We start from the raw sequence: 21,701 nt of genomic DNA, 5'->3' as shown, positions 1-21,701 counted from the left end.
AAAAAACATAATGAAAAAACTTATTTTAGTATTTTTGGCAGCAATGACATTTAATGCAAACGCTGCACTTATCACACTGACTACTGACAAAACTGAATATAACGTGGGTGACACCATTAACGTGACAGTAAGTTTGACTGACCTATTTGAAAACGGAACGCAAACACTCTTTTCGTCATATGTAACGGCATTCAACTTTGATTCGAGTGTACTCAGCGCAGTTGAGCCAAGCCTAACTAGTTTAATGGCGTTTGGCCCTTCTATGGCGCCTGGTATATTTCCATCTGAACTATTTGCCGGTAGCGTTACAGGGAATATGGTATCAGGTTCTTCAATTGCTTCTCCGATGGCAAATCCGTTTTTCCAATCGGGTATGACAACGGTAGGCTTGTATACGTTACAGTTTATTGCTACTGCTGCGGGCGATAACATCGACGGGTTTAGTTTTACGCAAAGCGATTTTTTTGATGCTGCTTTGGGCTCTACTCAAACTGCTGATGTTGAAACTGCGCGCTTTACTGTAAGTCAGGTTCCTGCGCCAAGCACAGGAATACTGGCGCTGCTAGGTTTGGCTGCATTGGTGTATAGCCGTAAGCAAAATGCAAAATAAATAAACTTGCAGTGTAGTGGTAGCCCGGTGGCTTGATAACAAGCACCGGGCTTTTTTTTAAGCTGATAAACGCTAAGAAAATGTGCGCCAAGTTGAAAACCACTATTTACATGTGACTCAAAATAAACCACACTGAAGAAAAACAACCAGCGCTTTGTATGTTAGATTCAATTTCATTTTCACAACGCCAGCGTTTGGCGTATATCGATTTTTGCCTTTTGTTTAAAGGTGCTATCCATCGTCAGGATCTCATCAACCGGTTTCAAGTAGGGTTATCTGCGGGGTCGCGAGATTTCACACTATACAAAGAATTAGCACCGGATAACCTGATTTATGATCCGCGAGAGAAACGGTATTTTCAAACCGAGACTTACTCTCCCTTATTTGAACATGACGCTAGGCGTACGCTCGTTAAGCTGGCTAATGATATATCGGATGGTTTCGACGCTATCGGTGATATTCACTTTCCTGTGGAGAGCGCGTCGTCATTAAACGTACCAGACATTTTTGTTGTTGCTAAGGTTGTTCAAGCCATAGTTAATCAAAAGGCTATTAGCATTATCTATACGTCACTTTCCAGTGGTAGCGGCGCACGAGAGATAGTTCCTCACAGCATTGTTGATAACGGACAACGGTGGCATGTTAGAGCATTTGATAGAAAATCGCAGAGCTTTAGAGATTTTGTATTAACGCGCATCAGTAAAGTTACCGTTAAATCCGCGCCAGAGCCTCATGAATGTATTGACTGTGATGAGCAGTGGCAGCGCTTAATTCCACTAGAAATTGTACCGCACCCCAAGAATATAAAATTTCCTACGGCGATAGAATTAGATTATGCGATGGAAGAGGGGGTATTGACTTTGCAAGTACGTGCTGCAATGGCGGGATACCTATTACGCCGTTGGAATGTAGACTGTACCAAACACGCCAGCTTGAAAACGGGGGAGTATCAGCTGTGGTTGCGCAATCAGAGCTCGCTTGCTAACACAGATAATTTGGCCATTGCACCTGGCTATATCGGGCAACAGGTGCCGTTTCAATAAGAGTTTGCTATTGACTAGTGCTTGGTGTGCTTGTTAATACAAGCGAGTAAAGTTGCTTTGTCTAGTGGTTTGGTAAGGAAGTCATTCATGCCAGCGGCTAGACATTCCTCTTTATCTTCCAAAAAAGCATTGGCAGTAAGCGCAGCTATTGGAGTGTTAATACTCAGTGTATTTCTTAATATACTCGATGCTTCAAGGCCATCCATAATTGGCATATTGCAATCCATCAGGATGAGGTCAAAGGTATGTTGTTTACAGGCATCTACAGCGTCCTTTCCATTCTTTACGTGTAAGCATTTGTAACCTGCACTTTTCAGCATTGTTTTCACTACTTCAGCGTTAATCTCATTGTCTTCGGCCAGAAGAATACGCACATTGTCATTACGCGTGTGAGCAGTATCGTTTTTATTGTCTTGAACCTGAATGAGCGATGTTAAGTCGTTTTCTAGTTCGCGTCGATTTATGGGCTTAGCATGTGTTTTCCAAATCAAAGAAGAAACGTCGTCTTCGTATTCTAATCGCTCGAGTTCCGCAGATATGAGAATGACGCGAGGAAAGTTGATGGGCTCTTGGTTTTTTAGTTCCCGAAGCAACTGAGGCCCGCTCATTTCAGGCATAGCGATATCGAGAATAATAACATCGAATGAAAGTGGATCATCAGCGAGAAATGACTTAGCGCTGTAGTAGCACGCGCTTTCAATCTGTAAGGAAGAGACCACGTGATTGATATATTCTCTGCTAGTTTGTAGGTCATCTACAATTGCACACCGAATGCTGGAATTAGGTTTAACAGTTAATACTGGAAGCGTCGACTCTTCAACTTGAATGGAAAAAGTAAACGTGCTTCCTTTGCCATACGTTGATCGCACAGAAATGTCACCTTTCATAAGTTGGGCAAGTTGCTTGGCTATACTTAACCCCAATCCAGTACCACCATATGAACGGGTTGTTGAATTGTCTGCCTGCTCAAACTTGTTAAAAATATGCGCCAATTGCTTTTCTTCAATGCCAATTCCTGTATCGGTAATTTCAATAGAAAGCACATTGGATTTCGACTTGCGAAGGTACGACACTTGAAAGGTCACACTACCTTTTTCGGTAAACTTAATCGCATTGCTGAGTAAGTTATGTAACACCTGAGATAATCGAGTGATATCTCCGGTTATAACATGCGGTAAAGACGGATCTTTATAATAATGAAACGTTAGCCCTTTGCGCTGACATGCCACGCGCTGTAGCGACACCACGTCATCGAGAACTTGTAAAATATCCACAGGCGCTTGCTCAACAATTATTTTGCCAGCTTCAATTTTCGATATATCCAGAATATCGTTTATTAACACGAGGAGCTGGCGACCAGATGCCCGTGCTTTCTTTAGGTAAACATCGCTTTTACTTGGATTGTCTAGCGCCAATTCAATCATGCCAAACAAACCATTCATTGGGGTGCGTAGTTCATGACTCATGCTAGAAAGAAATTCGGACTTTGCCTTACTGGCTTTCTCAGCTTGCCGAGCTAATGCTTGTGCCTCGTTTCTGAGTATAATTTGCTTATCAAAAGCGGCTTTAATTGTTTTTTCCAGAGGCCAAAAAATAACAAAAGCTTCAATCGTCAGTAATAGCAAAGTGGCTAGCCAAATAAATATTTCAATTTGAGCGACATCACTAACACGCGTTGAAGCTTCTTGCTCGAAGAAATTAACGACATTGTCTAATGCAGTGAGTAAATTGGTGACTTGCTCAATAGACAAACTCAAACCCTTTTCGCACATTGGGCTTTCCAGTATATTTTGCGCTTCGTTGATGTAATTTTTTACGCGTTCGTCAAGTTGGCCATTACCAAAATAAGCGTCTTTCACATTAACAGGAAGGTTAGGGAGTGAGGTAAGTCTGTAATGATTTACTTTAAAGGTTTCTAGTGTTGCCTCTAGGTATGTCTCTTCTAATGAGCCTCTACACGCAGCGCCTGTAGAGCTCAATAACGCAATACGCTGCGAGAGCATGCGTTGTTGCCCTGCAATATTGATGATTTCTGCGTCGTATTTTTGCTCATCAATCAGACTGTAAATAATAAAAAAGGACAGTGTGACAAGCGTTGCTGTTAGCAATAACGCGACGATGTATCGAAAGCGTAATGACATATATGTGAGCATGAGTTAGCACTCATCTCAAGATAATAGATGCATCGGCGTAACGCAAACGCCTAAAGGTGTAATTGAAACATTTATTGCGGATTAAGCAATGGGTTCAAGAGCCCTTTTGGAAGTGGGTAAAATAGTGACTTCGTTCTGGGCAGTATGGTGAAACTTTTTGAAACGGGCACGCTTTTCTTTTGATGAGGATCGCATCTCTTCCTCTGAAGGAAGATGTTTTACATGCAGTCCCTGAGTTTCGAAGTCATTATTAATGTAGCCTAGTGCCGCATAGCGTTTTAGCACCGCGTTGCAAGGGTAGAATCCCCATTTGTGGTGAAATCGCTGCGCGTTAGAAACAAAATCCAACAAGTGATTTAGTGGACATCGGTAAGTGAGTCTTTCTGGTACAAAGGTGACTGTCTCTAGCTGCATAAGCTGCAGTCTGAGATGTCGACATGTGGTGAAAAAGTCTTCGTCGTTTAATCCGAAACCTGTGTAACTTTCATCGAAACCGCCGGTTTTTTCAAAGTCTGTCTTACGAATAAAAAACACTGTAGAACAAATACTATCGTTACTAAACTTTCCATAGTTAATTTCCTGATTTTGTTGATTGCCAATTACGTTTTCTAAGAATGTCATGTCATCATTGCTCGAGCGGTCGCCCGTTGATAGTGCAATATGGCTGCGCTTGAGCTGGTTGTACGAGCTTCGACATAAATCCTCAGGTACACATTTTACTGACGTAAAAACAATACTGTTTGATGCCAATTTACGTACACCATCACCCACTAACGTTGGCGCGATAATAGCCTCAACATTTACATACAAAATCGTGTCATATGTTGCGGCTAACATGCCTTTGTTTCTTGCTCTTGCAATGGGTAATGTCTGTTGCGTTGTGAACTTATGGACAATGTCGAAGTGATCACTTTTCATCAAAGAAAGTTCAGACGGTGGTGCCATCCAAACTACAATCAACTCCGAAGGCTTGTCGGTGCCTGCCTCTAATTGCGAAATAAGACGGCAAAGCTTATCGGTACGATTTTTGACAATAGTCACTACACTCACTGGCATGTGCATGAAGGCCTCCCTCGCATGTCGCTGTCTCAACATTCATTTGTACGACGCATGACTTTTGATAGCTATTAAGCAAAAAATAGTCCTAATTGATTAACTATCTGTTTAATAATGCTTTTTATTGTTTGGTGAACGAGGGTGACAGTGTGTGTCGTTGCTCATTGGGTAGATAGGCTATGACAGTGAGAAAGAGTTACACGCGTAGCCAAACGTTTCTACTATGCGCCAGGTTAGAGATTTGATATTCTTACCTTCAGTAATATAACTCTTTGTATTGTAAAGGTTCACATCGAGTGTTCTTCGGTGTTCCGCAATGTGAACTTTGGTCTAAAATGTGGATGAATTGCATGCCACACTCTGCAATATGTACTATGCTCGTTAATGTGAGTCCATGGCTTTACTTTAACCGTATAAGTTGTTGGTTATTAAATTTTCAAGTGGTGTAAAGGCTGTGTCAGTACAATCTTCAGTAGTCGTTCGTCAATATGACAAACAGTCGTTAAAAACAGTCGACGTTATCTCCGGTATCTCTCCAAACGCAATGAGGCGGGTATTTGGCGGCTGGATATTTTTCGCTGCAGTAGTGGGTATCATTGTGGCAGTAGCGCCAGACTTGAGCGCTCAGTTCATCGGATTAACGCTTTTTGTGTTGGTCGCGTTTACATTGGTAATGTTTGGCCAAAGCCGTATCTCGGAAGGTTGGCCAGCTATTATCTGCGACCAGAACTTCATTGGCGTTGTAAGAGATCCAGTTGCTCGAGAGTACATATGCGTCGACTCTTCATTAGTCGTCGATGCAAAGCCAACACTTATCAAACCCAATAAAAAAGCTGTTGAGATTCAATTGGACTATGAGAAGCTTTCAGAGCAAGACATAGCGCTACTCAAGCAAGCAGTTTGGCCGTACAGCGACAAATTGGTGGGGTTAGCCCATTTCAAAAAGCGCGAAGAGGCATGTGAGAGCGTTATGTGGTGCGTTCAGCATCGTTCATCTCATTAACTAGGGCGTATTAATCCCGGTTGGGTGGTGCAACAAGTGCTAATTGAGTGAAAAGAGGGTAATGGTCAGAGCCAATATCACTTAGTCTCTCAATACGTACTAATGAAAAGTGCTTCGAGTGAAATACGTGGTCAAGCGGCCACTTCACAAGTGGATAGTGTGCATGGAAGGTGTTAAAAAATCCTCGTCCCTCTCGCGGGTCAAGCAGGCCACTTATCTTTTTAAAATGGCGCGTGGTGGGTGACCAGGCAACATCATTTAGATCTCCTGCAACAATAACAGGGCCGCTTTGCTTCGAAATTTCCTTTCCAACCACATGTAGTTCAACATCTCTCGGTTTTGCATATTCGTTTTCGGTTGGACTTGGTGGTTTAGGGTGTAAAAAGTATAAGGTTACTTTTTGCCCATCAACATTAATCGTTGCTCTAATCGACGGTACGTCATCCTCAATCAAAAAGCGTAAGGTCACATTTTCAAAAGCATACTTGCTGTAAACATGCATGCCGTATAAGTTCTCTAATGGGCAAAATTTCTGATGGGGGTAATCTTTTTCAAGCTCACTGAGGTGATCTTGCCATTTTTTATTGGACTCAAGGGTAACTAAAAAATCAGGTTGGGTGGTATGCACATGGGATAGTAGCTTTTGATAACCGTCGTTCGGCATATAAACATTGCTTGATAGGATGCTCAATGTTTCTTTAGGCTCAGCCGCTACACGACGTACCTCGCGCTTGTAAAGTGGCGTGTAAGGGATAATCCACATGCATTGATAAAGCAAACTGACGGCAAGCCCTAGCACTAATACAACATCAAATGCTGATAAAGTGTAAGAGATTGCTTTCACTGTATAGGCCACAAGTAACACTGCAAGCAAAGTCGCTATTTGTAATCTAGGAAATTCCCATACTCTAATTGTCCAATGCGACGAGGGAAGTAATGGAATAAAAGATATCGCTATGAAGATTACAGAAAAAACCGACAACAATATTTCCATTTAGATAGCCTCCCTGAGCCATAGAACTCGCCATTAAGCCTAGCGAGCAGTTTTATTACGGTTACGCGGTTAAGAATTGTTAATGATTACGCCGGCGAGAAGAGAATAGTTTAGATTCAATGTAGATGTGCTAAATAAGAATTATTATTCTTTGGCGAGTAAAAATTGCTGCAAAGCAAGCAAACTTTTCATCTTAAACATTGCTTGTAGTGTGAAGTTTTTAATATTTTATACTTAAATCAGTACGTTATGCCGTTGGCATTATTTTGGCATTACCCCATTTGAGTTTCGACAAAGGAGAAATGTTATGAAACGCACACTACTTTCTATGATTGTTGCTACATCGTTGACTACTGCAGCTTATGCAGGTGATATGAACTCTGACAACAAGTGGGAAAAGGGCGCCAAAGACGCATGGATTGATGGCAAAGCTGAAGCTACGCTGTTGTTCAATGGCAACCTAGATTCATTCGATATTAACACCGATGTTTCAAACGGCAATGTTGTTCTTACTGGTAAGGTGGATAACTCTGTTGAGAAGAAGCTGGCTGAAGAGCTAGTGTCTAACATCGATGGCGTAAAGTCGGTAGACAACAAACTAACGGTTGTTGCAAAAGCTGACATGGATTCTGATATGTCAGAAGACATGGAAGAGACGTACGACGAAGGTACGAGTGAGTTAACTGACGCGAAAATCGCTACCGTAATTAAAACTCGCCTTCTCATGGATACGGATATCTCTGGTTTTGACATTGATGTCGATGTAGAAAACGGCAATGTAACCCTAACGGGCGATGTCGATTCTGATGCTGAGCGTGACCTTGCGATTGAGATTGCAAAAAATGCATCTGATGTAAAAGATGTCGAAGATAACTTACGTGTGGTGACTGAAACAGCAATGAACTAATTGCGTTTAATCACTGATAGAAAAAGGGGCCTCGAGCCCCTTTTTTGTTTTAATCGACAACTTGTTTTCAACCTCATTTCCCAAACTCTGCTCGACAAACACATCTTTGTTTTGTCGTAGCGTGAAATATTCAAAGCGCTGTGTACAAAATTCCCAACCTTCATTATCAATAAATAGCTAAAATTGCATATATCATTGTTTTATATGGATTTTATTGTTGGCTCGATAACTGCAATCTATCATTAACTAGACGCTTCAAGGAGAGTGGCATGAATATTTTACGCTGGGTTGTTTCGGGATTGGTTGTATCTTTTTTTGTAGTTATCGTTGGAATGGCGAGTAACGGTAGTACTTTTGTGAGTCAAGCGACAGCGGATGATCAAGAGCGTGAGCTTCATCCAGATATTGTGAAAATAGAAGGCACGTATTCGCAAGTTAAATTCGATTTAAGTAGAAAGTCTCATTTGCTACGCAAGATGCGTATGGACCATTACATTGCACAAGCAAAACAAGCTGACTTGCGTGGGTGGGACCATGAGCGCAAAGATTTGATTGAACGCGCTGAAAACATTTTGTCGCATCATTTAACCCAATATGCGGTTAGTGTTCAAAACGATGCAGAATCGTATTCTGTATCTTCAATCTAAATAAAAAAAGCGAAGCCTGACGTCAGGCTTCGCTTTTATTCTTTTAGCGCTCTATGCCATTCTTTAAATTATTAGTCTTACTCTACATCGACAATTTTAAGCGTATTGGTTGCACCTACTTTTTCCATCTCGTCACCGTAGGTCAAAATAATGCTGTCACCGCTTTTCACTAAGCCTTTCTCTTTAAGTGAAGCAATAACGTCATACTTCAAGCGACCTGGCTCACTTTGTGATGAGTCAAAGTAAACCGGCTTGACGCCGCGGCAAAGCGCCATCGTATTTAGTGTTGTTTCGTGACGTGACATTGCAATTATTGGCAACGATGTCGTGATGCGTGACATCAGCGTTGGCGTGCTTCCGCTTTCCGTCAAACCAACAATTGCCTTAACACTTGGCAGGTGGTTTGCCGCGTAAACTGCTGAAAGTGCAATTGACTCACTGGTAGACGAGAATTGTTCGTCCATGCGGTGCTTTGAAATTTTAACACTTGGATGTGTTTCTGCACCTTCACAAACGCGCGCCATAGCCGCAACCGTTTCAATAGGGTAGTTACCCGCGGCTGTTTCAGCAGACAACATCACCGCATCGGTACCGTCAAGCACTGCGTTAGCTACATCCATAACCTCTGCGCGCGTTGGCATTGGGCTATCAATCATCGACTCCATCATTTGCGTTGCGGTAATGACCACTTTGTTAAGCTGACGAGAGCGCGCGATAAGCTTCTTCTGTACACCTACAAGCTCGGCATCGCCAATTTCAACCCCTAAATCACCACGAGCAACCATTACGGCATCCGATGCACTAATGATATCTGTCATAGCTTCGTCAGTTGCAACGGTTTCAGCGCGTTCTACTTTGGCACAAATTTTTGCGTAGCAACCTGCTGCTTCAGCCAGTTCGCGAGCATAATTTAGATCTGCGCCGCTGCGTGGAAACGATACGGCAAGGTAATCTACGCCAATCTTAGCGGCTGTTTTGATATCTTCTTTGTCTTTTTCAGTCAACGCATCGGCAGAAAGGCCACCACCTTGGCGGTTGATGCCTTTATTGTTTGATAGCTTACCACCTACAGTTACTTCGGTGATGACTTTACGACCTTCTACACCAGTCACTTTAAGCTGAATACGGCCGTCGTCTAGCAATAAGATATCACCCGCAGAAACGTCGTCTGGCAGAGCTTTGTAGTCGATACCCACTTGCTGGTCGTTACCTTCGTCACGTCCAAGCTCTGCATCCAAAACGAATTTAGCGCCAATCTCTAGATGAACAGAACCTTGTGCAAAACGTGCAACGCGAATTTTAGGGCCTTGAAGATCGCCTAAAATTGCAACGTATTTGCCTAAGTTTTTGGCCGCCTGACGAACGCGTTTAGCGCGTTCAATATGGTCTTCTGCTTGACCGTGAGAAAAATTCATTCGTACTGTATTTGCGCCTGCGGCAATCAGTGCTTGAATTTTTTCTAATGAGTCGGTTGCTGGACCTAAGGTGGCAAGAATTTTCGTTCTTCTAGTCATGAGATTCCGTCGCTGTTTCTGTAGTTAGAAATGACAAAGAGTGTTAGGTGAATATTATTAAAATAGTCACCTGTAATCGCTTTACGTAATTTTATTACAGAATAGTAGTTGAATTTGACAAAAATGTGAATGAAAGAAAGAAAAAGTCATAACTGGCTCGACCAGTTAAGCGGCTTTAACTTACATTGTGAACAAATAATAGACTAAGTAAGGTGTGGTTGCTTAATAACAAACGCGGTTTTCTGGTACCGGGGTCAAACTATCAAGTGAAGGCAAGCGAATGATGAAATTTACTCGCTTGCCCTGTTGCAGCTGTTAGTCGTTGCGTTTCTCATACCGAGAACCGCGAAGGGTATCTTTAACGCGCTTCAGGTTTTCTCTGAATTTGTTTCCGCGGCGCAGTGTAAAGCCAGTAGCTAACACGTCTATAAGCGTAAGCTGTGCAATACGCGATGCCATTGGCATGTACATGTCGGTATCTTCAGGTACTTCAAGCGATAAAACGTAACTGCACTCTTGTGCCAACGGGCTATCTGCCGATGTTATTCCAACGACAGTAGCGTCATTCATTCGCGCTATTTGTGCAATCTCTACCAAGCTCTTTGTGCGACCGGTGTGGCTTATAAGCACTACAACGTCACCATCTGAGCAATTCATACAACTCATGCGTTGCATCAAGATGTCTTCAAAATAAACAACGGGTACGTTAAAACGGAAGAATTTATTTAGTGCATCGTGAGCGACCGACGCTGATGCGCCGAGTCCGAAAAATGAGATCTTCTGTGCTTGTGTAAGCAAATCTACCACGCGATTGACGACATTGACATCGACAGACTGTCGCGCAACCTCAAGTGACGCCATAGTAGATTCAAAAATTTTATTGGTGTATTCGTCTGGGCTATCGTTCTCGTCAACATGGCGATTAACGTATGGCGTACCATTGGCAAGGCTTTGCGCTAAATGTAATTTGAAATCGGGGAAGCCTTTGGTGTCTAGTCTTCTGCAGAAGCGGTTAACCGTTGGCTCACTTACATCCGACATTTTAGCAAGTGTTGCTATACTCGAATGAATGGCTGTTTGAGGGTTCGCAAGAATAACCTCTGCCACCTTTTTCTCAGATTTGCTAAACGCCGCTTTATTTTGTGTAATTTTTTCTAAAATGTTCATACAGATATAGCAATTAAATAACGCAAGTTGTTGTAAGGTACATCTGTAATAGTACCCAATGTGACGACTGTGACAAGAAAAATGTAATTTTTTGACATTTTTTATTGTTTTGGCGAGGTTAAATCAGGGTAAACTGAGGGAAACAACAAAGATTCAGATCCTGTAGTTGGTTCAAGTTGTAATTTTACTACATTTGGTGTTAACTATACGGTAAAAATAGTCGTTAGTGTTGTAAATAACTGTACAATACGCCGCGGACACATACATTTAAAAGGTCGACGAATATGGTATTGGATAATTCCTACGAACCCTGTGATTTTGTACTTTTCGGTACATTGGGTGATCTTTCACGACGCAAGTTATTGCCTTCATTATATCAGCTTGAAAAAGCAAACCTGATGCATCCAGACACCACTATTGTGGGTGTTGCGCGTCAGGAAATGTCTTTAGACGAGTACGTTGAAGAAGTTCACACAAACCTTATTAAATTTGGTGAAAAGAACTTATGTGAAGAAACATGGGCACGCATGAAAGCGCGTTTACATTATGCTTGTGTTGATATGAAAGACGTAGAGAGCTATTGCGTTCTTGATGACCATGTTGACCCTACGCGCACCATGGTGTGTTACCTTGCTACACCACCGGCGATTTACGGTGATATTTGTCGTGGTTTGCACAGCTGCAAGATTATCGACTCAAGCGTGCGTGTAGTGCTTGAAAAGCCAATCGGACACGATTTGGCATCGTCGAAAGTGATTAATGAGCAAGTTGCTGAATACTTCGACGAAAAACAAATTTATCGAATTGACCACTACCTTGGCAAAGAAACCGTACTTAACCTGGTTTCACTGCGTTTTGCGAACTCAATTTTTGCGACGAACTGGGATCATAATTGTATCGATCACGTTCAAATTTCAGTTGCTGAATCGGTTGGTATTGAAGGGCGCTGGGGTTATTTTGATGACGCAGGTCAAATGCGCGATATGGTGCAAAACCACTTGTTACAAATCCTTAGCTTGGTTGCAATGGAGCCGCCGACAACACTTGACGCTGACAGCATTCGCGATGAAAAACTGAAAGTACTTAAAGCGCTGCGTCCTATTAACTCATTCAACATCAACGATAGTACCGTGCGCGGTCAGTACACATCGGGATTTGTTAAAGGTGAAGAAGTGCCTGGTTACCTTGAAGAAGAGGGCGCTAATACACAAAGCAGAACGGAAACGTTTGTGGCTATCAAGGCTGAGATTGACAACTGGCGTTGGGCTGGTGTGCCATTCTACCTTCGTACAGGTAAGCGCATGCCAACAAAGGTCAGTGAGGTTGTTATTTACTTTAAGCGTCAACCTCACAACTTGTTTGGCGACAGCTTCAAGAACCTTCCACCTAATAAGCTAGTAATCCGCTTACAGCCTGATGAGGGCGTTGAAATCACGGTAATGAACAAAGTACCGGGTCTTACAAGTTCAGGTTCTATGGATTTGCAAAAATCTAAGCTTAACTTGAGTTTCTCTGAGGCATTTGCAGACGAGCGAATCCCTGATGCCTATGAAAAGCTATTACTAGAAGTCATGTTGGGTAACCAAGCGCTATTCGTTCGCCGCGATGAAATTGAACAGGCGTGGACGTGGGTAGACTCTATTCTTGAAGCGTGGAAGCAATCAAGTGAGCCACCAGAGCCGTATCAAGCTGGTACATGGGGACCTGTAGATTCAATTGGTTTACTAGCGCGTGAAAACCGTAGCTGGTATGAAAGCAAAACAGCGAAGAAGAAATAAGATGGCGTTAACAACACTTTCATTTGAAACTCCTGATGCGCTGACCAATGCGTTTGCAGAAGACTTAGTAAGTATCCTTAAAACGGGCATTAAAACCCGTGGTCGCGCTTCACTTGTGGTCAGTGGTGGACGTACTCCATTGGCGTTATTCAAGCAACTCAGCGAAACCGACCTAGAGTGGGATAAAGTTGATATTACATTAGCTGACGAGCGCTGGGTTGAAGAAAGCCATGAGGCGAGTAATACCAGCTTAGTAAAGCAGAACTTAATTCAAAATAAAGCCGCGGCAGCTCGTTTTATCGAGTTAAAAAGCGAAGCAGAAGATGCAAAAGACGGTGTGAGCATTGCAGAGAAAAACCTTGAAGCAATGTCTCAGCCTTTCGATGCGTTAATTCTAGGAATGGGTGAAGATGGCCACACGGCGTCACTTTTTCCATGCTCAGAGCAAGTGCTAGACGGCTTAAATATGGACAGCGGCAGAACGTGCATTGCTGTTCAACCTACAACAGCACCTCACCAACGTATTTCATTGACGCTACCAGCGTTGCTCAATAGCCGTAATATCTTTTTGCACCTTACTGGTGAAAAGAAGAAGCATGTTTTGCTAGACGCTATTGAAAATGCCACCGAAGCGCAAAAGCCCATCACTGCCGTTGTGAATAGAGCACCGGTAACTTTGATGTGGGCGCCATAGGAGACGATTATGAACCCCAAAATTGCTGAAGTTACGCAACGAATTATCGAGCGTAGCAAAGAAACCCGTAAGGCGTACCTAGAGAAAATTGAACATGCACGACGTCAAGGTCCGCACCGTGGCGCATTGTCATGCGGTAACTTAGCCCACGGCTTTGCTGCCTGTGGTACAAGTGAAAAAGCAGATCTTCGCTCTATGACAAAAGCCAACGTGGCGATTGTTTCTGCATATAACGACATGCTTTCAGCTCACCAGCCTTATGAAACTTATCCAGCGCTTATCAAAGAAGCGGTGAAAGAAGTTGGTAGTGTGGCACAGTTCGCTGGTGGTGTTCCGGCAATGTGTGATGGCGTAACGCAAGGTCAATCAGGTATGGATTTAAGCCTGATGAGCCGCGATAACATTGCGCAGGGCGCAGCTATTGCGTTGTCTCATAACATGTTTGATAGCGCGTTGATGTTGGGTATCTGTGACAAAATCGTACCCGGGCTACTAATTGGTTCTTTGACATTTGGCCACCTTCCAACAGTTTTCGTTCCAGCAGGCCCAATGCCTTCTGGTTTGCCGAACAAAGAGAAGGCACGCGTACGTCAGCAGTTTGCTGAAGGCAAAGTAGGTCGCGACGCATTGCTAGAAGCTGAGTCGCAATCTTATCATTCAGCGGGAACCTGTACGTTCTACGGTACAGCTAACTCTAACCAGTTAGTGGTAGAAATGATGGGCTTACACCTACCTGGCTCGTCGTTTGTAAACCCAGGCACGCCATTACGTGATGCATTAACAAAAGCCGCTGCAGTGCAAGCAACACGCTTAACTGATTTGGGTGATAATTACACGCCAATTGGCCACATTGTAGACGCGAAGGCGATTGTAAACGGACTCGTAGGCTTATTAGCTACAGGTGGTTCAACAAACCACACTATGCACTTGATTGCCGTTGCTCGTGCTGCTGGTTATATCGTGAACTGGGATGATTTTTCAGACATTTCAAACGCAGTGCCACTACTTACGCGCATTTACCCCAACGGGTCTGCTGATATCAACCACTTCGTTGCCGCAGGCGGTATGTCTCTCTTAATTAGACAACTACTTGATGCCGGTCTACTGCACAACGATGTGAAAACCATTTGTGGTGAAGGCTTAGACTTCTATACCAAAGAGCCAGTGCTTATTGATGGCGAGCTTGAGTGGCGTGATGGTCCTACTGAATCATTAGACAAAGAAGTATTGGCAACCGTGGAAGCGCCATTTAAACCAGACGGTGGTTTGAGCGTTCTTGACGGTAATTTAGGGCGTGGCGTAATTAAGACATCTGCACTTCGTACGCCTCACTGTACCCTCAAAGCGCCTGCAGTTGTATTTGAAGACCAGTTTGAACTTGACGAAGCATTTAAATCTGGTGCACTCGATAAAGATTGTATCGTAGTAGTTCGCTTCCAAGGGCCTTCTGCCATTGGTATGCCTGAGCTACACCGACTGACACCGCCTCTTGGTGTACTTCAAGACCGCGGCTTTAAAGTTGCATTGGTGACAGACGGCAGAATGTCTGGTGCATCGGGTAAAGTACCAGCTGCAATTCATGTTACGCCAGAAGCTTACAAAGGCGGTTTGCTTGCAAAAGTACACGACGGCGACCTAATCGAATTAAACACCGTGACTGGCGAATTAACACTACATGTTGATGATGCGACATTAGCGGCACGTGAAGCGCAACCTGCGAATCTTGCAAAGCATCATGTCGGTATGGGACGTGAAATGTTTGCAGGAATGCGCGCGATGCTAACGGGTGCAGAAGAAGGTGCATGTTCACTGTTCTACACACAGGAGCAAGCATAATGGGGCAGAAGTTTGTCGCAGATGTAGGCGGGACTAACATACGTCTAGCGCGCGTGACCGAATCTGGTGTGGCTGATATTAAAAAATACATGTGTAATGACTTTGCCAGTATCGATTTGGCAATAGCACAGTATTTTGCTGATATGCCCGAATATGCTTTTACCGAAGGGTGTATTGCTATCGCGTGCCCGGTACTTGGCGATCAGGTAGAAATGACCAACCACAGTTGGGCTTTTTCACAAAACGCGCTTCGTTCTCAATTAAAGTTGAACGCGCTGTATGTCATCAATGATTTTACTGCAGTGGCGCACTCATTGCCTGTGCTTGGTGACGAGCAAGTTGTCCAAATTGGTGAGGGTAACGCAAAACCTAACGGTAATATTGCGGTATTTGGCCCAGGTACAGGGCTTGGCGTTGAACATATCACAATGACAACGTCAGGTTGGCAAACCTTAGACGGTGAGGGCGGTCATGTGGACTTTGCCCCTGTTGATGAGACCGACATCATTGTTTGGCGCCATCTACAGACAACGTTTGGTCGAGCTTCTGCTGAAGAAGTTATGTCTGGGCGAGGCCTACATAATATCTATACTGCACTCGCTAAACATGCCGGTGAGCCGGTGACGTTCACCGAGCCTGCGCAAATCACTGAAGCGGCATTGTCGGGAAGCTGTAAATTAGCTGAAGCCACATTGACCCAATTTTGCCGCATTATGGGTAGTTTTGCGGGTAATCTGGCGTTGAACATGGCGACAACGGGCGGCATCTTTATTGGTGGCGGTATCGCAAATCGTTTCCCTGAGTTTATCCAAAACAGTGACTTTAGAGCACGTTTTGAAGCAAAAGGGCAAATGAAACATTACGTCAAAGACATTCCTACCTATTTGATAGCAGAGCCTGACCATGGTCTTCTTGGTGCTGCTGCTTATCTGAACCAAAATACAGCGAGCTAAATTATGACAACGAAATGGAAATACTCACCAGAGGAAATTTTTGCAGCCGGTCCTGTGGTACCTGTATTGGTTATCAACGATGTTGAAAAAGCTGTACCTTTGGCAAAAGCGCTAATGGAAGGTGGAATTAAAGTACTGGAAGTGACACTGCGTACGCCTGCTGCAATAGATGTGATTAAACGCATTGCACAAGAGGTGCCAGATTCACTTATCGGAGCAGGTACGGTAACCAATGCTCAGCAGTTGAAAGCAGTCGTAGAAGCAGGAGCGAAGTTTGCAATCAGCCCTGGTATGACAGCTGACTTATTGAAAGCGGGTATGGATGCTGAAATTCCGCTTATTCCAGGTATTTCATCTACGTCTGATCTAATGAAAGGCAAAGATGCAGGCTACACACATATGAAATTCTTCCCAGCAGAAGCGTCAGGTGGTGTGAAAGCCATAAAGTCAATCAGCGGTCCTTTCCCTGATGTGACATTCTGCCCAACGGGTGGAATTGGTCCAAACAACTACAACGACTACTTAGCACTAAATAACGTTAAGTGTGTGGGCGGTTCGTGGTTAGCACCAGATGATGCCATTGAAGCGGGTGATTGGGCACGTATAACGCAATTGGCAAAAGAAGCGGTTGCTGGCGCTGCTAAGTAATATCAGGTGTACTGATTTTCAAATAAAAAACCTGCCATTTGGCAGGTTTTTTTATTCCTATAAAAAGAGTGGATTTGCTTAGAGGGGAACGATAACTTGCGTCAGCGCGTGGCGCTCACCAGGGGCAAGCGTTTTTCCTTTTGTAATCGCCGATTCTACGCATAGCATATGCTTGTAACCAAATGGATCCATATCTGAGATAGAGGCTGCGCCTTGCCATGGATTCCATACCACGACAGAGTCATTACCTTGAGAATTTACCGACGTAAATGCTTGATTGCTCACTTCAATCGTTGCATTCTCAATCGCCTCTACATGGATACGATCTGTTTCCCCTGTAATTAGATAGGGCGAGGGCGTAGGTTTAAGCCCCCAATCATCCAACTTATCTTTAAATTCTCCATGCATACCTGTTAACTGAGTGTCCTGAATGTGGTCAACATGGAAATAAGTATGCAGTGCACAGTTGTAGTCAAAGGGCACTACACCTGTGTTCTGAGTTTCCAAAGAGACGCTTAGGGTGTCACCAACCTGTATAACAAGTTGTACCGCACAGTCATATTCAAAGCCTTCTGCACGTGAAAAACTTGGAGAAAGTGTAATTTCAGTACCTGATTCAGTATCTCTAGAATCAATTAATTTCCATACTTGTGTACGCAAGAAACCGTGAGCGGGCAGGGCGCCTTTTTCTCTACCGTGGTCGTCGCTAAACCATGGCCAGCAAACAGGAATACCGCCGCGAATCGGGCGCTCTCCATTCAAGTAAGCGTGAGGGCTCACCCATAAACGTTCTTTGTTGTCCTTTTTAGGTACATACGACAGCACATGACCGCCAAATAAACTAATTCGGGCTACAGCGTTACTATTTTCAATATCTAAAAAAGTCAGTCCGTTAGACTCACTAACGTTCACTGAATTAACGGGCGGCATAAACCCTCCTTGGACAAACGTTTTTAAAAACGAAGTGACAGAGCACAAGTGATTGTCACGGAAACAAAAGGCGCTAGCGTTACTTTATATTATAGAAAACTAATAAGTATTTAGCGCTCGGAAAACAAAAAAGGTGCAAGCTTATTGCTTACACCTTTTAGATTAACTCAACTTTACAACAAGTTAATTAAATATTTGTTCTAAATGATACTTTTTATTTAGAAATATGGGCAACTAGGTCTAATACCTTGTTTGAATAACCCCATTCGTTGTCGTACCACGATACTAATTTAACAAAAGTATCAGTTAGCGCGATACCAGCTGTTGCGTCGAATACCGATGTGCGAGCGTCACCAATAAAGTCATTAGAAACTACCGCATCTTCGGTGTAACCCATAATGCCCTTTAGTTCGCCTTCAGACGCTGCCTTCATCGCCGCACAGATATCTTCGTAGCTTGTCGGTGTTGCAAGGTTAACCGTTAGGTCTACCACTGAAACATTAGGCGTAGGTACGCGGAATGCCATACCCGTTAATTTACCATTAAGCGCTGGAATTACTTTGCCAACAGCTTTCGCTGCACCTGTTGAAGAAGGAATGATGTTTTGACCTGCACCGCGACCGCCGCGCCAATCTTTCATTGATGGACCATCAACGGTTTTTTGCGTTGCTGTTGTAGCGTGCACTGTTGTCATTAGGCCATCAACAATACCAAATTTGTCATTCAATACTTTTGCCAGTGGTGCAAGACAGTTCGTTGTGCACGACGCATTAGAAACAATTGTTTCGCCAGCGTAGCTATCTTGGTTAACACCCATAACAAACATTGGGGTGTCGTCTTTAGAAGGTGCTGACATAACAACTTTCTTGGCACCTGCTTCAATATGCTTAGCAGCCGATTCTTTGGTAAGGAACAAACCTGTAGATTCAACAACTACATCTACGTTCACTTCGTCCCATTTTAGTGCTGCTGGGTCTCTTTCAGACGTAATGCGGATAGTCTTGCCATTTACAACAAGGTTATTGTTGTCTACGGTTACATCACCGTTGAATAATCCGTGTGTCGAGTCGTACTTCAATAGATAAGCAATGTAGTCCGTGTCTAGTAAGTCGTTAATAGCTACAACTTCAATGTCCTGACGCTCTGCTGCTGCGCGCATTACTAAACGTCCAATACGGCCAAAACCATTGATACCGATGCGAATTGTCATAACGTACCCCGATTATTTAAATAAAATGAAAATAAATTACGTAAAGTATGGATCAAAATGCCATAATTAGCAAAATAAAAAGCTAAAGTGTTGCAAAATTACGAACAATGGCTTTTGCAATCGTATTCAGATTTCGCCAAAGCCTTGTTTCTAGAATAATGTTAAAAAATTGTTTGTAGACGCACTATGCTTTCTCTTTGATGCGTTTTTCACCGAATAACAGGAATGACACACAATGACACAACAACTTCTGCAGCAACTGGTTGAAATGCGGGGAATCGAAACCCAATATGTTGACGCATGGGGTAAACCTGCAACCATCGCAGAATCAAGCAAAGCTAAGTTGCTTAACGTATTAGGTTATGACACCTCAAGTGACGAACAAATTCAGTCTCAAATTGCCAAAGACATTCAATCAGTCTGGCTTTCTGTGCTTAATCCTGTTCAAGTCGTTCGTACTCACGAAGACATTAACCTTGCAGTTCGACTTCCAATTGAATTAGTTAATGACGAACATGTGCTTGTTGTGACTTGTGAAAACGGTGATGTACTTGAACATCGTTTTACGCCGGTTGACCAAGAAATGACGACAATGGCACACATAGACGACGTAGAGTTTCATGAATACGTTGTAACCCTGCCTTTGGATTTACCACTCGGTTACCACGATGTTGTGTTGATGGCTGAAGATGACCAGTTAGGGACATCACGCATAATTCGTGCACCACAAGCGTGTTACACCCCACAAGAAATTAAAGACGGCAAAAAAATTTGGGGCCTTAGCGTTCAGCTTTATTGTGTGCGTAGTGAGAAAAATTGGGGTATTGGTGATTTTTCTGACTTAGCATTGCTTATCGAAAAAGCAGCAAGCGTTGGTGCAGACTTTATTGGCCTTAATCCCATCCATGCATTGTATCCTGCTAACCCAAATGCCTGCTCACCTTATGGTCCAAGTTCACGCCGCTGGTTAAACTATTTGTATATCGATGTAACCGCAGTTGAAGGTTATGACGATAAATCGGTGCAGGATGTCGTGACAGGCGATGACTTTAACGCAACGCTTGCCCATGCTCGAAATGTTGAGCATGTTGACTACGAAGCCGTTGCTCAATTAAAACTTGCTGCACTTAAAGCAGTATTCGATGTTTATGATGCCAAATATCTACGCAAAAACACAAAGCAAAACAAAGCGTTTAAAGCGTTTGTTGAAGCAGGTGGCGAGAGCCTAGACATGTTGGCAGTGTACGACGCGCTGCAGTCTCACCTAAAAGCAGAAGGCAAAGAAAGTTGGGGTTGGCCAGTATTTCCAAAAGAATACAAAGACTACCACAACCCAGCGGTTGCTAAATTCAAGAAGGCCAACGAGCAAGACGTTAAATTTTATTTGTTCTTGCAATGGATTGCTGCACAGCAGCTCGAGGCTGCTAGCAACAAGGCTTCTGAAGCTGGCATGACTATTGGTCTGTACCGCGACCTTGCGGTAGGGGTAAGCGAAGGCAGCGCTGAAATTTGGGGCAATAAAGATTTGTATTGTACAGATGCAAGTGTTGGTGCACCGCCTGATATTCTTGGCCCTCTAGGTCAAAATTGGGGCCTACCTCCGATGGACCCTCGCAAGCTTTACGAGCAAGGCTATCAACCCATTATCGACCTCTTTGCTTCAAATATGGCATCGTCCGGATCACTTCGTATCGATCACGTAATGGCACTTTTGCGCTTGTGGTGGGTTGTGAAGGGCGACAACGCTAAAGACGGTGGCTATGTTTATTATCCGGTAGACGATCTTCTGGGAATTTTGGCGCTTGAAAGCGTGCGCAATGAAAGTTTAGTCATTGGAGAAGACCTCGGAACAGTACCAGAAGAGATTCGTAGTAAGCTGGCTGAAAACGGTGTTTACTCTTACCGTGTATTCTTTTTCGAACAAGCGGAAGATGGCGGTTTCTTCTCGCCAAGTCATTACCCAGTACAATCAATGTCTACATTGACCACGCATGACATGCCGACATTAATTGGGTATTGGCATTGCCTAGACTTAGAGTTAGGCAAAGAAATTGGGCTTTATCCAACAGAAGAAATTTTGCAGACACTTTACGCAGATCGACATGAAAACAAACAAGCCATTCTTGACACGCTTCATGGACACGGTTCTGTAGCAGAACATGTAGGTCGCGATGTGAATTACACCGGCATGAACCGAGAGCTTAATAACGGAATGCAAGTTCACATGGCGGGAGGTTCAAGTGCGCTGTTGAGTTTACAACTTGAAGATTGGCTTGAGATGGATAAGCCTGTAAATATTCCAGGTACGTTCGATGAGTATCCTAACTGGCGCAGAAAGCTTACTGAAAACATCGAATCGATGTTCAACAGAGATGACATTAACGATTTGGCATCTAAGCTTACACACGCTAGAAAGCAGGCGAGCGGCAACAAGTAGCGCGTCTTAAGGCCGGTAAAAATTAAGGAGTGACGAAAGACTTCTTAATCGAGTAAGATAAAGCGTCACTATTGACGCTTTACTAAAACAAACCCGCTTTAGTGCGGGTTTTTAATAGGAG

General features: G+C 43.5%; 18 protein-coding genes. 11 read left to right on the top strand and 7 right to left on the bottom strand.

Features of this window, described 5'->3' with window-relative positions; translation table 11 throughout:
- The first annotated feature begins 10 nt into the window (after positions 1–10).
- Positions 11–610 carry a hypothetical protein gene (locus tag OZ660_RS12055; RefSeq protein ID WP_274741068.1) on the top strand — a complete coding sequence of 200 codons (600 nt, stop codon included), beginning with the start codon at positions 11–13 and terminating at the stop codon, positions 608–610.
- A 158-nt stretch (positions 611–768) separates the two neighbouring features.
- On the top strand, positions 769–1,653 hold the full coding sequence (locus OZ660_RS12050) for a WYL domain-containing protein (RefSeq protein ID WP_202261804.1): 885 nt from the start codon (positions 769–771) through the stop codon (positions 1,651–1,653).
- Positions 1,654–1,667: 14 nt separating this feature from the next.
- On the opposite strand, the gene OZ660_RS12045 is transcribed toward OZ660_RS12050, so the two are convergent.
- Positions 1,668–3,794, bottom strand: a complete 2,127-nt coding sequence (locus OZ660_RS12045; RefSeq protein WP_274741066.1) for a response regulator — start codon at positions 3,792–3,794, stop codon at positions 1,668–1,670.
- A gap of 93 nt (positions 3,795–3,887) precedes the next feature.
- Positions 3,888–4,868, bottom strand: a complete 981-nt coding sequence (locus OZ660_RS12040; RefSeq protein WP_274741065.1) for a glycosyltransferase family 2 protein — start codon at positions 4,866–4,868, stop codon at positions 3,888–3,890.
- A gap of 448 nt (positions 4,869–5,316) precedes the next feature.
- Here OZ660_RS12040 and OZ660_RS12035 point away from each other — a divergent pair, with 448 nt between their 5' ends.
- On the top strand, positions 5,317–5,865 hold the full coding sequence (locus OZ660_RS12035) for a hypothetical protein (protein WP_202261802.1): 549 nt from the start codon (positions 5,317–5,319) through the stop codon (positions 5,863–5,865).
- 10 nt (positions 5,866–5,875) lie between these two features.
- Here OZ660_RS12035 and OZ660_RS12030 read toward each other — a convergent pair whose 3' ends face one another.
- Positions 5,876–6,859 carry an endonuclease/exonuclease/phosphatase family protein gene (locus tag OZ660_RS12030; RefSeq protein ID WP_274741064.1) on the bottom strand — a complete coding sequence of 328 codons (984 nt, stop codon included), beginning with the start codon at positions 6,857–6,859 and terminating at the stop codon, positions 5,876–5,878.
- A gap of 307 nt (positions 6,860–7,166) precedes the next feature.
- On the opposite strand from OZ660_RS12030, the gene OZ660_RS12025 reads away from it, so the two are divergent.
- Together OZ660_RS12025 and OZ660_RS12020 are read left to right on the top strand one after the other, a co-directional pair.
- Positions 7,167–7,766: a BON domain-containing protein gene (locus OZ660_RS12025; protein WP_226432645.1), complete on the top strand. Its 600-nt coding sequence runs from the start codon at positions 7,167–7,169 to the stop codon at positions 7,764–7,766.
- A 269-nt stretch (positions 7,767–8,035) separates the two neighbouring features.
- Positions 8,036–8,413, top strand: a complete 378-nt coding sequence (locus tag OZ660_RS12020; RefSeq protein WP_202261799.1) for a hypothetical protein — start codon at positions 8,036–8,038, stop codon at positions 8,411–8,413.
- A gap of 77 nt (positions 8,414–8,490) precedes the next feature.
- Here the strand turns inward: OZ660_RS12020 and pyk are convergent, their stop codons facing one another.
- Together pyk and OZ660_RS12010 are read right to left on the bottom strand one after the other, a co-directional pair.
- Positions 8,491–9,927, bottom strand: a complete 1,437-nt coding sequence (gene pyk, locus OZ660_RS12015) for a pyruvate kinase (RefSeq protein ID WP_202261798.1) — start codon at positions 9,925–9,927, stop codon at positions 8,491–8,493.
- A gap of 315 nt (positions 9,928–10,242) precedes the next feature.
- Positions 10,243–11,094 carry a MurR/RpiR family transcriptional regulator gene (locus OZ660_RS12010; RefSeq protein WP_159626062.1) on the bottom strand — a complete coding sequence of 284 codons (852 nt, stop codon included), beginning with the start codon at positions 11,092–11,094 and terminating at the stop codon, positions 10,243–10,245.
- Between the two features lie 284 nt (positions 11,095–11,378).
- On the opposite strand from OZ660_RS12010, the gene zwf reads away from it, so the two are divergent.
- The 5 genes from zwf to OZ660_RS11985 are packed head-to-tail and all read left to right on the top strand — an operon-like array spanning position 11,379 to position 17,003.
- Positions 11,379–12,872: a glucose-6-phosphate dehydrogenase gene (gene zwf, locus OZ660_RS12005; RefSeq protein ID WP_226432647.1), complete on the top strand. Its 1,494-nt coding sequence runs from the start codon at positions 11,379–11,381 to the stop codon at positions 12,870–12,872.
- A 1-nt stretch (position 12,873) separates the two neighbouring features.
- The gene (gene pgl, locus OZ660_RS12000) at positions 12,874–13,566 is read left to right on the top strand and encodes a 6-phosphogluconolactonase (RefSeq protein WP_202261796.1); all 693 of its coding nucleotides are present in this window, start codon (positions 12,874–12,876) and stop codon (positions 13,564–13,566) included.
- A gap of 9 nt (positions 13,567–13,575) precedes the next feature.
- On the top strand, positions 13,576–15,402 hold the full coding sequence (edd, locus tag OZ660_RS11995; RefSeq protein WP_226432648.1) for a phosphogluconate dehydratase: 1,827 nt from the start codon (positions 13,576–13,578) through the stop codon (positions 15,400–15,402).
- A complete protein-coding gene (locus OZ660_RS11990; protein WP_274741062.1) occupies positions 15,402–16,355 on the top strand; it encodes a glucokinase in 954 nt (317 codons plus the stop codon). The genes edd and OZ660_RS11990 overlap by 1 nt, the downstream gene beginning before the upstream one ends.
- A gap of 3 nt (positions 16,356–16,358) precedes the next feature.
- Complete coding sequence (locus OZ660_RS11985) at positions 16,359–17,003, top strand: bifunctional 4-hydroxy-2-oxoglutarate aldolase/2-dehydro-3-deoxy-phosphogluconate aldolase (protein WP_159626052.1); 645 nt, start codon at positions 16,359–16,361, stop codon at positions 17,001–17,003.
- A gap of 78 nt (positions 17,004–17,081) precedes the next feature.
- Here OZ660_RS11985 and OZ660_RS11980 read toward each other — a convergent pair whose 3' ends face one another.
- Positions 17,082–17,933 carry a D-hexose-6-phosphate mutarotase gene (locus OZ660_RS11980; protein WP_202261794.1) on the bottom strand — a complete coding sequence of 284 codons (852 nt, stop codon included), beginning with the start codon at positions 17,931–17,933 and terminating at the stop codon, positions 17,082–17,084.
- 214 nt (positions 17,934–18,147) lie between these two features.
- Entirely contained in the window at positions 18,148–19,143 is a 996-nt protein-coding gene (gap, locus tag OZ660_RS11975) for a type I glyceraldehyde-3-phosphate dehydrogenase (protein ID WP_274741061.1), read from the bottom strand.
- Positions 19,144–19,378: 235 nt separating this feature from the next.
- Between gap and malQ the strand changes: the two genes are divergently transcribed.
- Positions 19,379–21,580 (top strand): 4-alpha-glucanotransferase, encoded by a 2,202-nt coding sequence (malQ, locus tag OZ660_RS11970; RefSeq protein ID WP_274741060.1) that lies wholly within the window; start codon positions 19,379–19,381, stop codon positions 21,578–21,580.
- The last annotated feature ends 121 nt before the right edge of the window (positions 21,581–21,701 follow it).

Origin of the sequence: Alteromonas sp. 009811495 (assembly GCF_028865455.1) — a bacterium.
GTDB lineage: Bacteria > Pseudomonadota > Gammaproteobacteria > Enterobacterales > Alteromonadaceae > Alteromonas.
The sequence above is the reverse complement of the archived record's forward strand: the minus strand, read 5'-3'. Positions and strand labels throughout refer to the sequence as shown.

Excerpts from the sequence above, each read along its gene's own strand:
- pyk (WP_202261798.1), bottom strand. The coding sequence starts at position 9,927 with ATGACTAGAAGAACGAAAATTCTTGCCACCTTAGGTCCAGCAACCGAC.
- OZ660_RS11990 (WP_274741062.1), top strand. The coding sequence starts at position 15,402 with ATGGGGCAGAAGTTTGTCGCAGATGTAGGCGGGACTAACATACGTCTA.
- gap (WP_274741061.1), bottom strand. The coding sequence starts at position 19,143 with ATGACAATTCGCATCGGTATCAATGGTTTTGGCCGTATTGGACGTTTA.
- OZ660_RS12045 (WP_274741066.1), bottom strand. The coding sequence starts at position 3,794 with ATGTCATTACGCTTTCGATACATCGTCGCGTTATTGCTAACAGCAACG.
- zwf (WP_226432647.1), top strand. The coding sequence starts at position 11,379 with ATGGTATTGGATAATTCCTACGAACCCTGTGATTTTGTACTTTTCGGT.
- OZ660_RS12050 (WP_202261804.1), top strand. The coding sequence starts at position 769 with ATGTTAGATTCAATTTCATTTTCACAACGCCAGCGTTTGGCGTATATC.
- OZ660_RS11985 (WP_159626052.1), top strand. The coding sequence starts at position 16,359 with ATGACAACGAAATGGAAATACTCACCAGAGGAAATTTTTGCAGCCGGT.
- OZ660_RS12030 (WP_274741064.1), bottom strand. The coding sequence starts at position 6,859 with ATGGAAATATTGTTGTCGGTTTTTTCTGTAATCTTCATAGCGATATCT.
- OZ660_RS12040 (WP_274741065.1), bottom strand. The coding sequence starts at position 4,868 with ATGCACATGCCAGTGAGTGTAGTGACTATTGTCAAAAATCGTACCGAT.
- OZ660_RS12025 (WP_226432645.1), top strand. The coding sequence starts at position 7,167 with ATGAAACGCACACTACTTTCTATGATTGTTGCTACATCGTTGACTACT.
- malQ (WP_274741060.1), top strand. The coding sequence starts at position 19,379 with ATGACACAACAACTTCTGCAGCAACTGGTTGAAATGCGGGGAATCGAA.
- OZ660_RS12055 (WP_274741068.1), top strand. The coding sequence starts at position 11 with ATGAAAAAACTTATTTTAGTATTTTTGGCAGCAATGACATTTAATGCA.
- OZ660_RS12020 (WP_202261799.1), top strand. The coding sequence starts at position 8,036 with ATGAATATTTTACGCTGGGTTGTTTCGGGATTGGTTGTATCTTTTTTT.
- pgl (WP_202261796.1), top strand. The coding sequence starts at position 12,874 with ATGGCGTTAACAACACTTTCATTTGAAACTCCTGATGCGCTGACCAAT.
- OZ660_RS12010 (WP_159626062.1), bottom strand. The coding sequence starts at position 11,094 with ATGAACATTTTAGAAAAAATTACACAAAATAAAGCGGCGTTTAGCAAA.
- edd (WP_226432648.1), top strand. The coding sequence starts at position 13,576 with ATGAACCCCAAAATTGCTGAAGTTACGCAACGAATTATCGAGCGTAGC.
- OZ660_RS11980 (WP_202261794.1), bottom strand. The coding sequence starts at position 17,933 with ATGCCGCCCGTTAATTCAGTGAACGTTAGTGAGTCTAACGGACTGACT.